Source organism: Streptomyces sp. NPDC040410, assembly GCF_055595715.1.
In genome coordinates, this window is record NZ_JBVIVK010000015.1 from 1 (window position 1) to 17039 (window position 17039).

17 protein-coding genes are annotated in these 17039 nt (G+C 70.1%); 8 read left to right on the plus strand and 9 right to left on the minus strand.

Annotation, left to right across the window (positions count from 1 at the left end; translation table 11 throughout):
• Positions 1 to 328: 328 nt before the first annotated feature.
• Entirely contained in the window at positions 329 to 970 is a 642-nt protein-coding gene (locus ACZ562_RS26815; protein ID WP_471183936.1) for a DNA-3-methyladenine glycosylase, read from the minus strand.
• A gap of 139 nt (positions 971 to 1109) precedes the next feature.
• Here ACZ562_RS26815 and ACZ562_RS26820 point away from each other — a divergent pair, with 139 nt between their 5' ends.
• The 3 genes from ACZ562_RS26820 to ACZ562_RS26830 all read left to right on the plus strand — a co-directional run bounded on the left by ACZ562_RS26820 (position 1110) and on the right by ACZ562_RS26830 (position 3125).
• Positions 1110 to 1892, plus strand: a complete 783-nt coding sequence (locus ACZ562_RS26820) for a sporulation protein (RefSeq protein WP_471183938.1) — start codon at positions 1110 to 1112, stop codon at positions 1890 to 1892.
• 43 nt (positions 1893 to 1935) lie between these two features.
• The gene (locus ACZ562_RS26825) at positions 1936 to 2475 is read left to right on the plus strand and encodes a YbhB/YbcL family Raf kinase inhibitor-like protein (protein ID WP_471183941.1); all 540 of its coding nucleotides are present in this window, start codon (positions 1936 to 1938) and stop codon (positions 2473 to 2475) included.
• Positions 2476 to 2618: 143 nt separating this feature from the next.
• Positions 2619 to 3125, plus strand: coding sequence for an HNH endonuclease (locus ACZ562_RS26830; protein WP_471183943.1), 507 nt, complete (start codon positions 2619 to 2621; stop codon positions 3123 to 3125).
• A gap of 73 nt (positions 3126 to 3198) precedes the next feature.
• Here ACZ562_RS26830 and ACZ562_RS26835 read toward each other — a convergent pair whose 3' ends face one another.
• From ACZ562_RS26835 to ACZ562_RS26845, 3 genes are all read right to left on the minus strand, one after another.
• Positions 3199 to 4149: an SPFH domain-containing protein gene (locus ACZ562_RS26835; RefSeq protein WP_471183946.1), complete on the minus strand. Its 951-nt coding sequence runs from the start codon at positions 4147 to 4149 to the stop codon at positions 3199 to 3201.
• 143 nt (positions 4150 to 4292) lie between these two features.
• Complete coding sequence (locus tag ACZ562_RS26840) at positions 4293 to 4724, minus strand: NfeD family protein (protein WP_471183949.1); 432 nt, start codon at positions 4722 to 4724, stop codon at positions 4293 to 4295.
• Between the two features lie 79 nt (positions 4725 to 4803).
• Positions 4804 to 5601: an ABC transporter ATP-binding protein gene (locus ACZ562_RS26845; RefSeq protein ID WP_471183951.1), complete on the minus strand. Its 798-nt coding sequence runs from the start codon at positions 5599 to 5601 to the stop codon at positions 4804 to 4806.
• Between the two features lie 151 nt (positions 5602 to 5752).
• Between ACZ562_RS26845 and ACZ562_RS26850 the strand changes: the two genes are divergently transcribed.
• Positions 5753 to 6541, plus strand: a complete 789-nt coding sequence (locus ACZ562_RS26850; RefSeq protein ID WP_471183954.1) for a hypothetical protein — start codon at positions 5753 to 5755, stop codon at positions 6539 to 6541.
• A 178-nt stretch (positions 6542 to 6719) separates the two neighbouring features.
• Here the strand turns inward: ACZ562_RS26850 and ACZ562_RS26855 are convergent, their stop codons facing one another.
• The 4 genes from ACZ562_RS26855 to ACZ562_RS26870 all read right to left on the minus strand — a co-directional run bounded on the left by ACZ562_RS26855 (position 6720) and on the right by ACZ562_RS26870 (position 9344).
• The gene (locus ACZ562_RS26855; protein WP_471183956.1) at positions 6720 to 6959 is read right to left on the minus strand and encodes a chaplin; all 240 of its coding nucleotides are present in this window, start codon (positions 6957 to 6959) and stop codon (positions 6720 to 6722) included.
• Positions 6960 to 7145: 186 nt separating this feature from the next.
• Positions 7146 to 7394 carry a chaplin gene (locus tag ACZ562_RS26860; RefSeq protein ID WP_471183959.1) on the minus strand — a complete coding sequence of 83 codons (249 nt, stop codon included), beginning with the start codon at positions 7392 to 7394 and terminating at the stop codon, positions 7146 to 7148.
• A 137-nt stretch (positions 7395 to 7531) separates the two neighbouring features.
• Positions 7532 to 8173, minus strand: coding sequence for a response regulator (locus ACZ562_RS26865; RefSeq protein WP_471183961.1), 642 nt, complete (start codon positions 8171 to 8173; stop codon positions 7532 to 7534).
• The gene (locus tag ACZ562_RS26870; RefSeq protein ID WP_471183964.1) at positions 8166 to 9344 is read right to left on the minus strand and encodes a GAF domain-containing sensor histidine kinase; all 1179 of its coding nucleotides are present in this window, start codon (positions 9342 to 9344) and stop codon (positions 8166 to 8168) included. The genes ACZ562_RS26865 and ACZ562_RS26870 overlap by 8 nt, the downstream gene beginning before the upstream one ends.
• Before the next feature lie 282 nt (positions 9345 to 9626).
• Between ACZ562_RS26870 and ACZ562_RS26875 the strand changes: the two genes are divergently transcribed.
• From ACZ562_RS26875 to ACZ562_RS26885, 3 genes are all read left to right on the plus strand, one after another.
• Positions 9627 to 10322: an SDR family NAD(P)-dependent oxidoreductase gene (locus ACZ562_RS26875; protein WP_471183966.1), complete on the plus strand. Its 696-nt coding sequence runs from the start codon at positions 9627 to 9629 to the stop codon at positions 10320 to 10322.
• Positions 10319 to 11437: an S-adenosylmethionine:tRNA ribosyltransferase-isomerase gene (locus ACZ562_RS26880; protein ID WP_471183969.1), complete on the plus strand. Its 1119-nt coding sequence runs from the start codon at positions 10319 to 10321 to the stop codon at positions 11435 to 11437. The genes ACZ562_RS26875 and ACZ562_RS26880 overlap by 4 nt, the downstream gene beginning before the upstream one ends.
• A 297-nt stretch (positions 11438 to 11734) precedes the next feature.
• Positions 11735 to 12511: a transglycosylase SLT domain-containing protein gene (locus ACZ562_RS26885; protein WP_471183971.1), complete on the plus strand. Its 777-nt coding sequence runs from the start codon at positions 11735 to 11737 to the stop codon at positions 12509 to 12511.
• 89 nt (positions 12512 to 12600) lie between these two features.
• Here the strand turns inward: ACZ562_RS26885 and ACZ562_RS26890 are convergent, their stop codons facing one another.
• Positions 12601 to 15147, minus strand: a complete 2547-nt coding sequence (locus ACZ562_RS26890; RefSeq protein ID WP_471184392.1) for an ABC transporter ATP-binding protein/permease — start codon at positions 15145 to 15147, stop codon at positions 12601 to 12603.
• Between the two features lie 238 nt (positions 15148 to 15385).
• On the opposite strand from ACZ562_RS26890, the gene ACZ562_RS26895 reads away from it, so the two are divergent.
• A partial coding sequence (locus ACZ562_RS26895; RefSeq protein WP_471183973.1) for a streptophobe family protein occupies positions 15386 to 17039 on the plus strand: 1654 nt, incomplete at its 3' end.

Here is a 17039-nt window from a genome sequence, read left to right on the forward strand (position 1 = left end):
AAGGAACGGACGCTTCCTTTGTACTCACCCGAGAGACTCTCAGGCTTTCCTCCGGGCGCTTCCCTTCGGTCTTGCGTTTCCGACTCTACCAGATCCTTTCGGGCCTGATTCCCGGTCGGCGGGGCCTTTCGACATTCACTACGTTAGCCGATTTCCCTCGCCAACTCATAATCGAGTCCGCGAGATCCGAATTCTGGCATGCGAGCACACCGAATTCACCCCTGTGGAGGGGAAGCCGTAGGTAGTGGTTTGGCCGCTTCCGGCTGCTGGCGATCGCCGTACCCGGTTCAAGCGGCTCGGGCTACATTACGCATCCTCCAAGGACGCGTCAACTTCGGCGGCGCCTCGGCACATGGGCCCGATAGGGGCTCACCGTACGGTCGTTCGCGACCCAGAAGCGCCAGGGATGGACTCCACCGTCGCCGGCCACTCCGGTTCGTGGGCCCTCGCGTACCTGGTCCGAGGGGACAGGCGTGCCCGCGAGCATCCGCAAGGGGCTCTCCTCGGGGGTGCAGGCGTCCGTGCCGTCCAGTGCCCGGTCCACGCCCAGGGCCGTGGCCAGGCGGGCCGGCCCTTTGGCCAGTTCCTTGTCGTATCGGGCCGAGATTCGACGTTTGCGAGCGAGCTCGGCACCCTCGACGATCTCGCCGGCGCGCAGCAGAACCGCGCTCGCCGTGCCCTCCGGACCGCAGACCAGGTTCATGCAGTGCCACATGCCGTAGGTGAAGTAGACGTACACATGTCCGGGCGGACCGAACATCACGTCATTGCGGGCCGTTCTGCCGCGATAGGCGTGGGAGCCGGGGTCGTTCGGGCCGTCGTACGCCTCGACCTCCGTCAGGCGCAGGGTGATCGGCCCGTCCGGGGTGGTGCGCACCAGGAGGCGGCCGAGGAGGTCGGGGGCCACTTCCAGTACAGGCCGGTCGAAGAACTCTCTGGGGAGGGGCGTACGGTCGGGGGTCGCGATCATGCCGTCCGAGGGTAGTGCAGACGGGTGGATGCCACGGGGTGGCCAAGGGGCCTTTGCCTTGCCAGGGTGAGGGGACGGAACCAGCCAGGGCCGGATCGCGTTTCAAGGGATCAAGGACCCACACGTAAGAGGGAGTGTCATGGCGTTCAAGAAGCTGCTCGCGAGCCTGGGGGCCGGCGGGGCTTCGGTCGAGACGGTGCTGACCGAGGTCAACGTCGTGCCGGGCGGCGTCGTCCAGGGCGAGGTGCGTATTCAGGGCGGGTCCGTGAACCAGGAGATCGAGGGGCTCTCGGTCGGACTCCAGGCCAAGGTCGAGGTCGAGAGCGGCGACCAGGAGTACAAGCAGGACATCGAGTTCACGAAGTCGCGGCTCGGCGGGGCCTTCGAGCTGCAGGCGGGTGCCGTGCACGCCGTGCCGTTCGGGCTGGAGATCCCGTGGGAGACGCCGATCACGATGATCGACGGTCAGGCGCTGCGCGGGATGCACATCGGGGTGACCACGGAGCTGGAGATCGCCCGTGCCGTGGACTCCGGTGACCTGGACCCGATCAACGTGCACCCGCTGCCCGCCCAGAAGGCGATCCTCGACGCCTTCATCCAGCTGGGCTTCCGCTTCAAGAACGCGGACATGGAGCGCGGTCACATCCGGGGCACCCGGCAGAAGCTGCCGTTCTACCAGGAGATCGAGTTCTTCCCGCCGTCGCAGTACCGGGGCCTGAACCAGGTCGAGCTGAGCTTCGTGGCCGACGGGCACGGGATGGACGTCGTCCTGGAGATGGACAAGAAGCCGGGTCTGTTCAGCGAGGGCAGTGACACGTTCCGGTCGTTCCAGGTCGGTCTGCAGGACTACCAGGGGACCGACTGGACCGCATACCTCAACCAGTGGCTGTCCGAGGTCGGCAGCAAGCGCAACTGGTTCTAGGCTCGGACCGACTGATACCAGGAACCGTTCAGGAGGTACCGAGGTGACCGAGCTCAAGAGGCGGCCGCTCCCCCACGACTTCCATCCGCCCGTGCCGTCGTTCACGGTCACGAGCGAGGACGTCACGGAGGGCGGAACGCTCAAGGACGCTCAGGTCCACGCGGCCGGCAACACCTCTCCGCAGCTGCGGTGGGAGGGCTTCCCGGCCGAGACCAAGAGCTTCGCCGTCACCTGCTACGACCCCGATGCTCCGACGGGCAGCGGATTCTGGCACTGGGTGGTGTTCGACATTCCGGCCTCGGTCACCGAGCTGCCGGAGGGTGCGGGCAGCGGCAGGTTCGCGGGGCTGCCGGAGGGTGCCGTACAGGCGCGCAACGACTACGGGCCGAAGGAGTTCGGCGGTGCCGCGCCGCCGCCCGGGGACGGGCCGCACCGGTATGTGTTCACGGTGTACGCCGTGGACCAGGAGAAGCTCGGTCCGGACTCGGACGCCAGCCCGGCCGCCGTGGGCTTCAACCTGCGGTTCCACACGCTGGCGCGCGCCCAGCTGATCGGTGAGTACGAGGTGCCCGCCGAAGACTGACGTTCATGGAACGTTTGCCCGCCTCTGGTCTTGGAAGTGATCAGGGGCGGGCATTTTTATTGCGTTGTCCATCTCGGCGTGCCCGGCCAGAGTTGATCCAAGCCCGCCAGGGGGTGGGCCGGTGCACATGGGAGGTGGGCTGGATGCGGGACACGCTGGTGCTGAATGCGAGCTTCGAGCCGCTGTCGACGGTGACGTTGAACCGAGCTGTCGTTCTGGTGCTGCAGGACAAGGCTGTCGTCGAGCAGGCCCACCCCGAACTGCGCATGCGCGGAGCCGAGGTGGACATACCCGCGCCGCGGGTGATCAGGCTGTGCAGATACGTAAGGGTGCCGTTCCGAAGACAAGCCCCGTGGTCGAGGCGGGGTGTTCTGGTGCGGGACCGGCACAGGTGCGCTTACTGCGGCAGGCGGGCCACGACCGTGGACCACGTGGTGCCGCGGGCGCAGGGTGGTCAGGACTCGTGGCTGAACACGGTCGCCTCGTGCGCGGAGGACAACCACCGTAAGGCGGACCGGACTCCGGACCAGGCGGGTATGCCGTTGCTGCGGCTGCCCTTCGAGCCGACTCCGGCGGACGCGATGCTGCTGTCGCTGGGGCACGAGGACTTCGACGCGCTGCCGGAGTGGCTGGCTCAGCCCGCTGCTTAGGTCCTGTCCCGCCCATACACAGAGCTGGGGCCCCTCCCGTCCGGAGGGGCCCCAGTCTCGTAACGCGGTCTCGTCAGTCGATGGACGGCTTCTCGCGGCGTTCCGTGCCGCCGGAGTTGTTGCCGCCTCCGCCGCTTGAACCACCGCCCATCGGGCCGAAGTTGCCCATCGCGCCGGACAACCCCTTGAGGGCGTCACCGATTTCGCTGGGGACGATCCAGAGTTTGTTGGCGTCGCCTTCGGCGATCTTCGGGAGCATCTGGAGGTACTGGTAGGAGAGAAGCTTCTGGTCCGGGTCGCCGGCGTGGATCGCTTCGAAGACCGTGCGGACGGCCTGGGCTTCGCCCTCTGCTCGCAGTGCCGCGGCCTTGGCCTCACCTTCGGCGCGCAGGATCTGGGACTGCTTCTCACCTTCTGCGGTGAGGATCGCGGCCTGGCGCGTACCTTCGGCGGTGAGGATCGCGGCGCGCTTGTCACGGTCGGCGCGCATCTGCTTCTCCATCGAGTCCTGGATGGAGGTGGGCGGTTCGATCGCCTTGAGCTCGACGCGGTTGACGCGGATGCCCCACTTGCCGGTGGCCTCGTCGAGGACGCCGCGCAGGGCCGCGTTGATCTCCTCGCGGGAGGTGAGGGTCCGCTCGAGGTCCATGCCGCCGATGATGTTGCGGAGCGTCGTGACGGTGAGCTGCTCGATCGCCTGGATGTAGCTGGCGACTTCGTACGTCGCGGCCCGGGCGTCGGTCACCTGGTAGTAGATGACGGTGTCGATGTTGACGACCAGGTTGTCCTGGGTGATCACCGGCTGCGGAGGGAACGGCACGACCTGCTCGCGCAGGTCGATGCGGTTGCGGATGGTGTCGATGAACGGGACGACGATGTTGAGGCCCGCGTTGAGTGTCCGCGTGTAGCGGCCGAAGCGCTCGACGATGGCCGCGCTGGCCTGCGGAATGACTTGGATCGTCTTGATCAGGGCGATGAAGACCAACACCACCAGAATGATCAAGACGATGATGACCGGTTCCATCGTCGGCTCCCCGTACCTTTCTCCGCCTCGGCGCTTTCGGAAGATCTTATGCCTGTTGAAGATCTTGCTGGTCGAGTCTGACAGACCGTCGCATGCCTCGTGGGGCGTTCGGTTCAGTTACGTCAATGCCCCCTCCGGCAAGGTCACATGATGATCGCCGTGGCCCCCTCGATGTCCACGACGTCCACTTCCTGGCCCACTTCGTAGGCGCGGCCGGAGTCGAGGGAGCGGGCCGACCAGACCTCCCCGGCGAGCTTGATCCGGCCGCCCGAGCCGTCGACTCGCTCCAGCACGACGGCCTGCTTGCCCTTCAAGGCGTCGATACCGGTGGCGAGTTGGGGTCGCTGCGCGCGGTGCCGGGCGGCGATGGGCCGTACGACGGCGATGAGCGCGACCGAGACGACGGCGAAGACGAGCACCTGAGCGACGGATCCGCCGCCGAATCCGGCGACGACCGCGGCGGCGACGGCGCCCACGGCGAGCATGCCGAACTCCGGCATCGCGGTCACCACGAGCGGGATACCGAGCGCGACCGCGCCGACGAGCCACCACACCCATGCGTCGATGTCGTTCACATGGTCATGGTAGGACTGCGGGTCCTGCCTCCGACAGGGCGCCGAGGGCGTGAGAAGGGGCTTCCCGCGGTTCGGAGGGTCAGGACAGCGGGAGGCCCTGCGCGGTCCAGCGGTCGCCGACCTGTTCGACGACAAGCGGGAGGCCGAAGCAGCGGGAGAGGTTGCGGGAGGTGAGTTCGAGCTCCAGCGGGCCGGCGGCGAGGACCTTGCCCTGGCGGATCATCAGGACGTGAGTGAAGCCGGGGGCGATCTCCTCGACGTGATGCGTGACCATGATCATCGAAGGCGCGATCGGGTCGCGGGCGAGGCGGCCGAGACGGCGTACGAGGTCCTCGCGGCCGCCGAGGTCGAGGCCGGCGGCGGGCTCGTCGAGGAGCAGCAGCTCGGGGTCGGTCATCAGGGCGCGGGCGATGAGGGTGCGCTTGCGCTCGCCCTCGGAGAGGGTGCCGAACTTCCGGTCCAGGTAGTCGCTCATGCCGAGGCGGTCGAGGAAGGCGCGGGCGCGCTGCTCGTCGATCTCCTCATAGTCCTCCTGCCAGTGGGCCGTCATGCCGTACGCGGCGGTCAGCACGGTCTCCAGGACGGTCTGGCGCTTGGGCAGCTTGTCGGCCATGGCGATGCCGGCCATGCCGATGCGCGGGCGCAGCTCGAAGACGTCGGTGCCGGGCTGTCCTAGGGTCTCGCCGAGGACCGTGGCGGTGCCCTGGCTCGGGTAGAGGTAGCTGGAGGCGACGTTCAGGAGGGTCGTCTTGCCGGCGCCGTTGGGGCCGAGGATGACCCAGCGCTCGCCCTCCTTGACCGACCAGGAGACCTGGTCCACCAGAGCCCGGCCCTCGCGGACCACGGATACGTCCTGAAGCTCCAGAACATCGCTCATGAGCGCGTTGTCTCCCCTTGCAGTGTGGCCGGTCTCGGCTGTCGCGTACGCCTGTGGCTCGGTCCGCCGCGCCGGTGGGCGCAGCCCTCAAGGAAATCTACGCCACCGGTCGACCGCTCCATTCCATCGGTCCGGTCCTTAGGGTGGGGGCATGCTTTCGGAACCTCGTTCAGGACTCCTTGCCGCTTGGGGAAATGCCCTGTTGGCCGGATTTGTCTCACCGGACGACGCCGTGCTCGCCATCGTCGGCGAGGACGCGGTGCACCGGGTGGAGGGCCTGCCCGGTGAGTCGGCGCCCGTCGGCCTCACGCTCGCGCTGGGGCGGCTGCGGGCGCTCGGCGTGACCGGGCTGCGGGTCGCGCTGCCCGTGCCCGGGCATCCGCTGGGGCTGAGCGGGCCTCCGGAGTTCAATGCGCGGGCGCTCGACGCGGAGGAGGCCGTGATCTGTCACGGCGCCCCGCTCGGTCTGGTTCCGGAGGTGTACGAGGCAGGGCCCGACGGCGATGTCCATGTCGAGGTCGTGTGGCATGTGCTGCCCGTGCGGGATGCGCCGCCCGCCGATGTGCCGTCCCTCGGGGAGGCCGAGCGGGAGCTGGCGGAGGCGCTCAGAGAGGCGACGGCGGTGCTGTCGCGGCTGGACGTGGCCGGCTCGGGGCCGGTGGCGGAGGCGGCCATCGATGCGTATCGGGCGCGGGCGGAGCGGGGGCGGGAGATGTTGGCTCCGGGGTATCCGCCGCGGGCGGTGCGGGTGCTGGAGCTGGCGCAGCGGGTGGGGCTGCTGGTTTCCCTCGCGTACGAGAACGGGCACGGGGGTGCGGTGAGCTCCTCCGAGGTGGCGGCTCGGGCCGAGGCCCTGCGGCCGGTCGAGCGGGTGGCTCGGCGGGCGCAGGTCGCGGTGTACAACTCCGTTGTGGAGGAGCGGGGGCGGGGGGTTCGGTGAGCTTCGGGGGTGGCCGGTGCTGGTGTGGGCGTCGCAGGGGCGCTGCCCCGCGGGCCCCGCATCGGCCTGACGGGCTCGTTTTCGAACGCCGGACGGGCCGGAATGATGATGGTGCTACGACGAGGGGCCCCGCGAGTCGTTCTTGACTCGCGGGGCCCCTCGTCGTGATCAGACGGCCTCAGTCGTTCACGGCCTCGTTGGCGTAGGACGGGTTGAGGAGGCCGATCACGTTGGCCGTGTTGCCGACGGCGTTCACCGGGAGGTGAACCGGGACCTGCACGGTGTTGCCCGAGGCGATGCCCGGGGAGCCCACGGCCGAGCCGTCGGCCAGCGTGTCGGCGGCGGCGGCACCGGCGGACGCGCCTGCGGCGATACCGGCGATGGTGAGGGCCATGGCGGCCTTCTTGGCGATGTTCATAAGAAGCGTTCCTCCTGCGTTTGCGTGTCCGACCCGGCCGCGGGTCGTGCGCTGATCAACGCGGGAGAGGCGCGAACGGTACGGAGAGTCCCGCTCAAGGGCCCGTTCGGGCCATTGGAGCGACAAGCTGACCGGCCTCCCGGGCGCGCCCGGGAGGCCGGAGGTCACTGCCGCCCGCGGCGGGAGTCAGCGGTTGAGACCGACGTTGCCGAAGGCGGGGTTCAGCGCACCGATGACGTTCACGGTGTTGCCGACCACGTTCACCGGGATGTGCGCCGGGACCTGGACCACGTTGCCCGAGGCGATGCCCGGGGAGCCCGCGGCCGAACCGTCGGCCCACGCACCGCCGGTGGTGGCGGAGGCCATACCGGCACCGGCGGCGACCAGCCCGCCGGCCACCATCGTCACGGCCGCTACCTTCTTCAGCTTCTTCACTTCTGAGCCCTCCTAGCGATTGCCGCGGCAGTCGCCGCAGCACGCACTGGAGAACGGCGGAGATCCACGAAGGATGCGCCACTCGGGGGACATTCCCACGACGGTATGAATCTCAGCCCGGAGCGGAACCATCCGTGTCAGCCGGTCACACCATGGCGTACGGCCCACAGGGCGGCCTGGGTGCGGTCCGCGAGGTCGAGTTTCATCAGAATGTTCGAGACGTGCGTCTTGACGGTCTTCTCTGAGAGCACCAGTGCGCGGGCGATCTCCCGGTTGGAGCGGCCGTCCGCTATCAGGCCGAGCACTTCACGCTCTCGTTCTGTGAGCGAACCACCTCTCCCCTGGCTGGAGTTGGTCTCCTCCTGGGACAACAGCGCGCCAGCGACCTCGGGTTGGAGCAGGATGTGGCCCGCGTGGACGGAGCGGATGGCGCCGGCCAGCGCGTCGGGGTCGACGTCCTTGTACACGTAACCGGCGGCGCCCGCGCGCAGGGCCGGGACCACTGTGCGCTGCTCGGTGAAGCTCGTGACGATCAACACGCGTGCGGGGTTGTTCAGTTCGCGCAGTCTGCGCAAGGCGTCGACGCCGTCCATGCCCGGCATCTTGACGTCCATGAGGACGACGTCGGGCTTCAGTTCCTCGACGCGGGCGACCCCTTCGGCGCCGTCCGCCGCCTCGCCCACGACCTCGATGTCGTCCTGCACTTCGAGGAAGGTACGCAGGCCCCGGCGGACCACCTGGTGGTCGTCGACGAGCAGCACCTTGATTGTGTCAGCCACCGGGGACCTCCATCTCGATCGTGGTGCCCTTTCCGGGCGCCGCTTCCACGGTCAGCCGGCCGCCGGCCCCGCTCGCCCGGTCCCGCATGGAGACCAGGCCCAGGTGGCGGCCCGCCCGGCGAGTCGACTGCGGGTCGAAGCCGCTGCCGTCGTCCGTCACCCGCAGGAGGGCTCCGCCGCCGCGCCGGTCCAGGATCACGTCGACGTGCTGGGCACCGGAGTGCCGCAGTGCGTTGTGCAGGGCCTCTTGGGCGACGCGCAGCACGGCCTCCTCCTGTGCGGCGGGCAGCGCCCTGACGCCGCGGCTCGCGAAGGTCACGCGCGCGGTGTGGGCGCGGTCGAGGACCTGGATCTGGGTGCGGAGGGTGGCGACGAGGCCGTCCTCGTCCAGGGCGGCGGGGCGCAGCTCCACGACGGCGGCGCGCAGCTCGTCGGTGGCCTCCGCGGCGAGCGCGGCCACCTGCTGCAGCTCGCCCTTGGCGCGGGAGGGATCGCGGTCCACCAGGGCGGCGGCCGCCTGGGCGGTGAGGCGCAGCGAGAACAGCTTCTGGCTGACCGCGTCGTGCAGCTCGTGCGCGAGGCGTGAGCGCTCCTCGGCGATGGTCAGCTCGCGGCTGCGTTCGTAGAGGCGGGCGTTGGTGAGTGCGATCGCCGCGTGCTGGGCGAGGATCGAGAGCAGTTCCTCGTCCTCTTCGGTGAAGCCGCAGCCGCCTTCCGGCTTGGGGCTCGGGGTGTGCGGGAGGTGTTCCCCCACAGGACACAGCTTGTTGGCCAGGAACAGGGCTCCGATGACCTCGTCGCCGTCGCGGATCGGCAGGCCGAGGAAGTCCGACATGTCGGGGTGCGCCGAGGGCCAGCCCTCGAAGCGGGGGTCCTTGCGGACGTCGGCGAGGCGCTCGGGCCTCGCCTCGTGCAGCATCGCGGCGAGGATGCCGTGCTGGCGCGGGAGGGGGCCGATGGCCTTCCACTGCGCGTCGCTGACGCCGTCGACCACGAACTGGGCGAAGCCCCCGTGGTCGTCGGGGACGCCGAGGGCGGCGTACTGGGCGTCGAGCAGTTCGCGGGCCGAGGCGACGATCGTCTTGAGGACGTCGCGCACCTCTAGGTGCCTGCTCATGGCCAGCAGCGCGGAACTCACCGCGGCGAGGCCGGACCTGTGGCCTTGACTCATGTCCTCACCGTACCGGCGGGGTGTGACAGCGGGGATCGGACCGGTGACGGCCACCGCCTGGGTCTGGGGACCTAGGTCTCACCTAGGTCCTGTCGTGGCGTCGCGGGGCAGGCGGGAACCTGACGACAGGGCCTAGGGCCGAGGTCCCCCGCTCGTCGGCGTAGGCCGAAGGGCCCCGCCGCTTTGGGGCCTGCGTCCGAGGCGGCACGGACGGTCCCGTTCCTATGTTGGGGCCACGCCGATCAGCAGGCGTCGAGGACGGACGACGAGGGGACGTGGGTCATGCCGGTGGCGATCATCACGGGGGCGTCGAAGGGACTGGGGCGGGCGCTCGCCGAGGCCCTGGCCGCGCACGGCTGGGATCTGGTGCTGGACGCCCGGGGCGCCCCGGCACTGACGGAGGCGGCGAAGGCCGTGGCCCTCCACGGAACACGTGTGGAGGCCCTGCCCGGAGATGTCACGGACGCCGGGCACCGGACCGAGCTGGTCGCCGCGGCCTGGAAGCTCGGCGGTGTCGATCTGGTGGTGAACAACGCGAGCGCGCTGGGCGCCGAGCCGCTCGTGCGCCTGGCGGAGCTGCCCCTGGAGGGGCTGCGGCGGGCGCTGGAGGTGAACGTGGTGGCCGCGCTGGGCCTGGTCCAGGAGGCGCTGCCGCTGCTGCGCGCGTCGGCGGTGGGGGCGGTGATCTCCGTTAGCTCGGACGCGGCTGCCGAGGCGTACGAGACGTGGGGCGGCTACGGGGCGTCGAAGGCGGCCCTCGACCATCTGGCGGCGGTCCTCGGCGAGGAGGAGCCGGAGCTGCGGGTGTGGGCGGTCGACCCCGGGGACATGGCCACCGACCTGTATGCGGCGGCCGTACCGGACGACGACGATCCGCGGCCGGAGCCGGCGAGTGCGGTCCCGGCGTTCCTGCAGCTGCTGGACGAGCGGCCGGCGAGTGGTCGCTACGGGGCTCCCTCCCTGCTGGAGGGGCGATGACGCTGGCGGTGCGGGTTCCGGAGGGGCTGCCGGCCCGGGTGCCGGCGGAGCAGCGCGGGGCCGGGCTCGACCGGGACGCCGTACGGCTGCTGGTGTCGCGGGGCACCGAGGTGTCGCACCACGCGTTCGCCGAGCTGCCCCGGCTGCTGCGGGCGGGGGACCTGTTGGTCGTCAACACGTCTCCCACGCTGGCCGCGGCCGTGGACGGGCGGTCGGGGAACACGCGCGTGGTGGTGCACTTCTCCACACGGGGCGACGACGGGCGGTGGGCGGTCGAGCTGCGGGATCCCGACGGGATGGGCACCACGCGCGCGAGTGCGGGCGGTCCCGCGGGGACGAAGGTGCGGTTGCCCGGGGGTGTGCGGCTGGTCCTGGAGGAGGCGGTGAGCGCGGGGGCCGAGCGGTTGTGGTGGGCGCGGGCGTCGGGGCCCGAGGTCCTCGGGCGGCCGCGTGCGTCGAGGGCCGGGGTGCTCGGGATGCTGCGGGAGTACGGGCGGCCGATTCGTTACTCCTACACGAAGCGGGACCAGCCGCTGTCGGCGTATCAGACGGTGTTCGCGCTGCCGTCCGCCGACGGGTCGGGCAGTGCGGAGATGCCGAGTGCAGCGCGTCCCTTCACCGCCCGGCTGGTGGCGGAGCTGGTGAGCCTGGGTGTCCGGTTCGCGCCGATCACACTGCACACCGGGGTGGCGTCCGCGGAGGCCCATGAGCCGCCGTATCCGGAGCGCTTCGCGGTGCCGGAGGCGTCGGCGAGGCTGATCAACGCGGTGAAGGCGGGTGACGGCAGGGTCGTGGCGGTCGGTACGACGGCCGTGCGGGCCGTGGAGTCGGCGGCCGGGCGCGACGGCGTGGTCCGGGCGGCCGGGGGCTGGACCGACCTCGTCGTCACGCCCGAGCGGGGTGTGCGCGTGGTGGACGGGCTGCTGACCGGGCTGCACGAGCCGGAGGCCTCGCATCTGCTGATGCTCGAGGCGGTCGCGGGGCGGGCCGCGGTCGATCGCGGTTACGAGGAGGCACTGCGCGGGCTCTATCTGTGGCACGAGTTCGGGGACGTGCATCTCATCCTTCCGAAGCAGGATGCTCACACAGCGCATTGCTCAAGCAACTGTTGGTGAGACTGCCGCGTGACCGGTGTGAGCCCGCACATAGGGCGCAGGTCACGTACGAAGGTCCGTAGGAGACGGACATTTCCCTTTTGAGCGGGACGGACGTTCTAGTCTGTCCCGTTTTGCCCTTCGCGGCTCCACTACCCGGGATCGTACGTCACACCTTTGCCACAGGATTTTGCGGCCGCTAAGAATTGCAGCCGTCGCTCAGCGCCGCGGATCAGCCCGCGGCGTTTGTGCCGGAAGCACCCGTGTCCGCACCGGACGAAGAGCGACCTCCGCGCTATTCGAAGAGGTCCGTCTGCCATGCCCAAGAACACCCGTATCCCCGGCCGTATCAGCACCCTGACCAGGACGCACAAGATCGCGATCACCGGGGTCGCCGCCCTCGGCGCCGCCGCCGTCGCCTTCACCGCTGTTCCGAGCAGTGCGCAGACGACGACGTCCGAGGCGGCCGTGTCCTCGGCCAAGGTGGCCTACAGCTCCGAGCAGCTGAAGAACGTCGCCGACCAGCTCGCCGGTGTCAGCCTTCAGGGCAAGGCCATCGAGGCCCAGCAGAAGGCGCAGGCCGACGCCGCCGCCAAGAAGAAGGCCGCCGCCGCGGCCGCCGCGAAGAAGAAGGCCGCCGCCGAAGCCGCGGCCAAGAAGCGGGCCGCCGCGGTTGCCGCCGCGAAGAAGGCCGAGCAGGCGCGCAAGGCGAAGGAGGCCGCCAGCCGGGCCGCGCAGCGAGCCAAGCTCAAGGCCGCCGCCAAGAAGACCTACGCCAACAACCTCGACGGCTGGATCCGCGAGTCCCTGGACATCATGAAGAAGCACGGCATCCCGGGCTCCTACAACGGCATCCACCGCAACATCATCCGGGAGTCCTCGGGCAACCCGAACGCCATCAACAACTGGGACATCAACGCCATCAACGGCATCCCGTCCAAGGGCCTCCTGCAGGTCATCCCGCCGACCTTCAAGGCCTACCACGTCCCCGGCACGTCCTGGAACATCTACGACCCGGTCGCCAACATCACCGCCGCCTGCAACTACGCGGCCGACCGGTACGGCTCCATGGACAACGTCAACAGCGCGTACTGAGGTCGGCGCGGACCTCTTCACGCGAACACGAACGCCGAAGGGCGGCACCCTCCTGACGAGGTGCCGCCCTTCGGGGCGTCCGGAGGCGACTACTTGCGCATGACCTCGGGCTCATGGCGGCGCAGGAAGCGGGCCACGAAGAAGCCGCAGATCACGCCGAGGGCGATCAGGGCGATCATGTCGAGGCTCCAGGCGCCGACGCTGTGCTCCCACAGCGGGTCGTTGCCGGCGCCCTCCTCGGGCGGGCTGATCTTGTTGAAGTCCAGCGTGGCTCCCGCGCCGGCGACGGCCCAGCGCGACGGCATCAGGTACGAGAACTGGTTGACGCCGATCGAGCCGTTCAGGGCGAACAGGCAGCCCGTGAACACGACCTGGACGATGGCGAACATGACCAGCAGCGGCATGGTTTTCTCGGCCGTCTTCACGAGCGAGGAGATGACCAGGCCGAACATCATCGAGGTGAACCCCAGCCCCATGATCGGCAGGGAGAGCTCCAGAAGCGTGGAACCTCCGAAGACCAGGCCCTCCTTCGGGATCTCACGGCTGGCGAAGCCGATGACGCCGACCAGCAGGCCCTGGAACACCGTGATCAGACCGAGCACGAACACCTTGGACATCAGGTACGCCGAGCGGGACAGGCCGGTCGCGCGCTCCCGCTCGTAGATGACCCGTTCCTTGATCAGCTCACGGACGGAGTTCGCCGCGCCCGAGAAGCAGGCGCCGACGGCGAGCAGCAGCAGGACGGTGCTGGCCGTGCCGTTGGGGATGATCCGGCCGCTCTGCGGGTTGACCCCGTTGGGCAGCAGGCCCCTGTCCGGGTCGATGAGCAGGCTCACCGAGCCGATGACGGCCGGCAGGATCACGGTCAGGGCCAGGAAGCCCTTGTCCGAGGCGATCACCGAGACATAGCGGCGCACCAGCGTGACGAACTGGGACATCCAGCCCTGCGGCTTCGGCGGCCTCATGGCCTGCATCGGAGGCATCTGTACGGACTGCGGCGCAATCGCGTCGATGTCCGCGGCGTACATCTGGTAGTGCTGCGAGCCCTTCCAGCGTCCCGCCCAGTCGTAGTCGCGGTAGTTCTCGAAGGCGGAGAAGACATCGGCCCAGGTGTCGTAGCCGAAGAAGTTCAGTGCCTCCTCGGGCGGACCGAAGTACGCCACGGCACCGCCCGGCGCCATCACCAGCAGCTTGTCGCACAGCGCCAGCTCGGCCACCGAGTGGGTGACGACGAGGACGGTGCGGCCGTCGTCGGCCAGGCCGCGCAGCAGCTGCATGACGTCGCGGTCCATGCCCGGGTCGAGGCCCGAGGTCGGCTCGTCCAGAAAGATCAGCGACGGCTTGGTGAGCAGCTCCAGGGCCACGGAGACGCGCTTGCGCTGGCCGCCGGAGAGGGAGGTGACCTTCTTCTCCTTGTGGATGTCCAGCTTCAGCTCGCGCAGCACCTCGTCTATGCGGGCCTCACGCTCGGCGGCCGTGGTGTCGGCCGGGAAGCGCAGCTTGGCCGCGTACTTGAGGGCCTTCTTGACGGTCAGCTCCTTGTGCAGGATGTCGTCCTGCGGGACCAGACCGATGCGCTGGCGCAGCTCGGCGAACTGCTTGTAGAGGTTGCGGTTGTCGTAGAGGACGTCGCCCTGGTTGGCGGGACGGTAGCCCGTCAGCGCCTTGAGCAGCGTCGACTTGCCGGAACCGGACGGGCCGATGACCGCGATCAGCGACTTCTCCGGGACGCCGAAGGAGACGTCCTTGAGGATCTGCTTGCCGCCGTCGACGGTCACGGTCAGGTGGCGGGCCGAGAAGGACACCTCACCGGTGTCGACGAACTCCTCCAGCCGGTCGCCGACCAGGCGGAACGTGGAGTGGCCGACGCCGACGATGTCATGGGGGCCGAGCAGCGCGGAGCCGCCCTTGGCGATCGGCTGGCCGTTGACGTACGTGCCGTTGTGCGAGCCCAGGTCGCGGATCTCGAAGCGGCCGTCGGGCGTGGCGTGGAACTCGGCGTGGTGGCGGGAGACCTGGAGGTCCGACACGACCAGCTCGTTCTCCAGGGCACGGCCGATGCGCATGACGCGGCCGAGCGAGAACTGGTGGAACGTCGTCGGACTGCGGTCGCCGTAGACCGGCGGCGCCCCCGCGCCACCACCGGGGCCCTGCTGCTGCGGGATGTGCGGCGCGGCCTGCTGCGGCTGCTGCCAGCCCGCCTGCGGGGCCTGCTGCTGAGGCGGGGCCTGCTGCTGAGGCGGCGCCTGCTGCTGAGGCGGCGCCTGCTGTGCCCAGCCGGGACCCGCGCCCTGCGCCGCGTACGGCTGCTGCTGGGGCTGCGCCAGCGGCGTCGCGACGGCGGCGCTGCCGGAGACGCTCAGGCGCGGTCCGTCGGTCGCGTTGCCGAGGTGGACGGCCGAGCCGGGGCCTATCTCCGTCTGGTGCACCCGCTGGCCCTGCACGAACGTGCCGTTGGTGCTGCCGTGGTCGTCGAGGACCCAACTCCGGCCGCTCCAGCTGAGCGTGGCGTGACGCCAGGACACCCTGGCGTCCTCGAGCACGATGTCCCCCTGCGGATCACGTCCGAGGGTGTATTGCCTGGACGGGTCGAGCGTCCAGGTCCGTCCATTCAATTCCAGTACGAGTTCCGGCACTCCATGCCCCACTGAGTAGTCCCCCGAGTTACCCCCAACACAGGGAGTCTAGGGATGTCGAACATCGTCGGGAACTATTTCAGGCTCGGCCCTGTGACCGAAAGTCGGGCCTCGCGCAGACCGCGCACGCGCGCTTCGACTGTTTCCGTTGACGGGGTTGAAACCGGACCGGAGAGTGGTAATCCACGCGAGGGGGACATGCGCGGCGCCCGCCGCGCCCGCGGATCGGGGGGTCTGCATGAGTGCGTCCATGAGTGTCGAGACGATGAAGCACGGCACAAAGGTTCCGTGGGGCGACGTGCTGCTGTCCGCGATCGCCTCTGTGAGCTGGGCGTTGATCGGGATGGCGGGCACGGCGGCGCTCGGCCTGCATCTGCTGGAGGCCGACACGGCGGGCTCGCTCGGACCGATGACCGCTGCCGTTGTGGCACTGGGGGCGGGTGGTTCGGTCACGCCGTCGGGCGACGTGTCCGCGTTCGGCCTGTCGGGCGCGGAGGCGGAAACCGCCATCGAGATCACACCACTGGGGGTCAGCCTGGCCGGTGCGCTGCTGCTGTCCTGGTTCTTCCTGCGGTCCTTGCGGACGGCGGGAGTTGTGATCGCTCCGGCCGAACTCCTCGCGCGCGCGGGAACCGTGGTGGCGCTGTTCGTGGCGATGCTGGGCGGGCTGGTCTGGGCGGGCCACGACGTCATCACCATCGACGGGGGCTCACTGGGGCTCGACGATCTGCCCGGCGGCGGAGGGAGTGGCGGCCTCGAGATTCCGGGTCTGGGCGATGTCGGGGACATCGGCGGGCTGTTGCCCGACAGGGTCGGCGACCTCATCGACGCGAAGGCGGCGGTCGGCTTCACCGTCGACACGGCGCCCACACTGCTCGGCGGTCTCGGCTGGTCGGCCGGGATCCTGCTGATCGCCCTGCTGGCCTCGCGGCGCACTCCCCTGCCGCCCGGCTGGGAGGCCGTGCACCGGGTCGTACGGCCGGCCGCGTCCGCGCTCGTCGCGCTGCTGCTGGTGGCGGTGGCGGCCGGGTTCGCGGCGGCGGCGTACGCGGCGATCGGCGACGACCACCCCAAGCGGATCGCCGGGGCGGCGCTGCTCGGCGCACCCAACGGGACCTGGCTGGGCATTCCGATCGGCCTGTTCGTGCCGTACGACGGACAGGCCACCGGTGTGCTGGCGAAAGTGCTGCCGGATCCGCTGGACGACCTGCTGAGCGCGAGCTCCGACCAGCCCGTCACGCTGGGTCGGCTGGCCGAGCTGGACGGGCGGGTGTGGCTGCTGGGGGTCGCCGCCGCGCTGGTGATGCTGTTGGCGGGGGTGCTGACGGCGGTCCGGACACCGGTGGGAACGCCTGTGCGGAGTGGAGCTTCGGGCACCGTGGCGGCGCGGGGCACGGGGGCCGCCGGTTCCGGGGCCGTGCGGGACCCGGGTGCCCTCGGTTTCGCCGTGCGGTGTGCCCTGCGGCTGGGCATCGCGACCGCGCTGACACTGCCGCTGCTCGCCTGGCTGACGGAGGTGTCCGTGGACGCCTCCCTGTCCGTGCTCGGCTTCGACGCGTTCGGCGCGGGGGTCGAGCTGCGGGGCAACCTCGGCATGGCGTTGGTACTCGGTGCGCTGTGGGGTGCGGGGGCGGGAGCCGTCGGGGCGCTGCTCTCCCGCGCGAGCGGGACGGCGGGACGGCGGGCGGCACCGCTGGCACTGGGTGTCGTGGCGGCAACGGCCGGACCGGCGGCCGGCGGGGGTGCCGGGGATCCACGGTACGGGCGGCAGGGGCCGGGGGCCCGTGCGAGCGGGTCCGGGGCGTACGCGGGCTGGCCTGAGTCCTACACGGGCGAGGGTGGGGCGTACGGCGGTGAGGCCGGGCCGTACGGCGACGAGAGCGGACCGGACC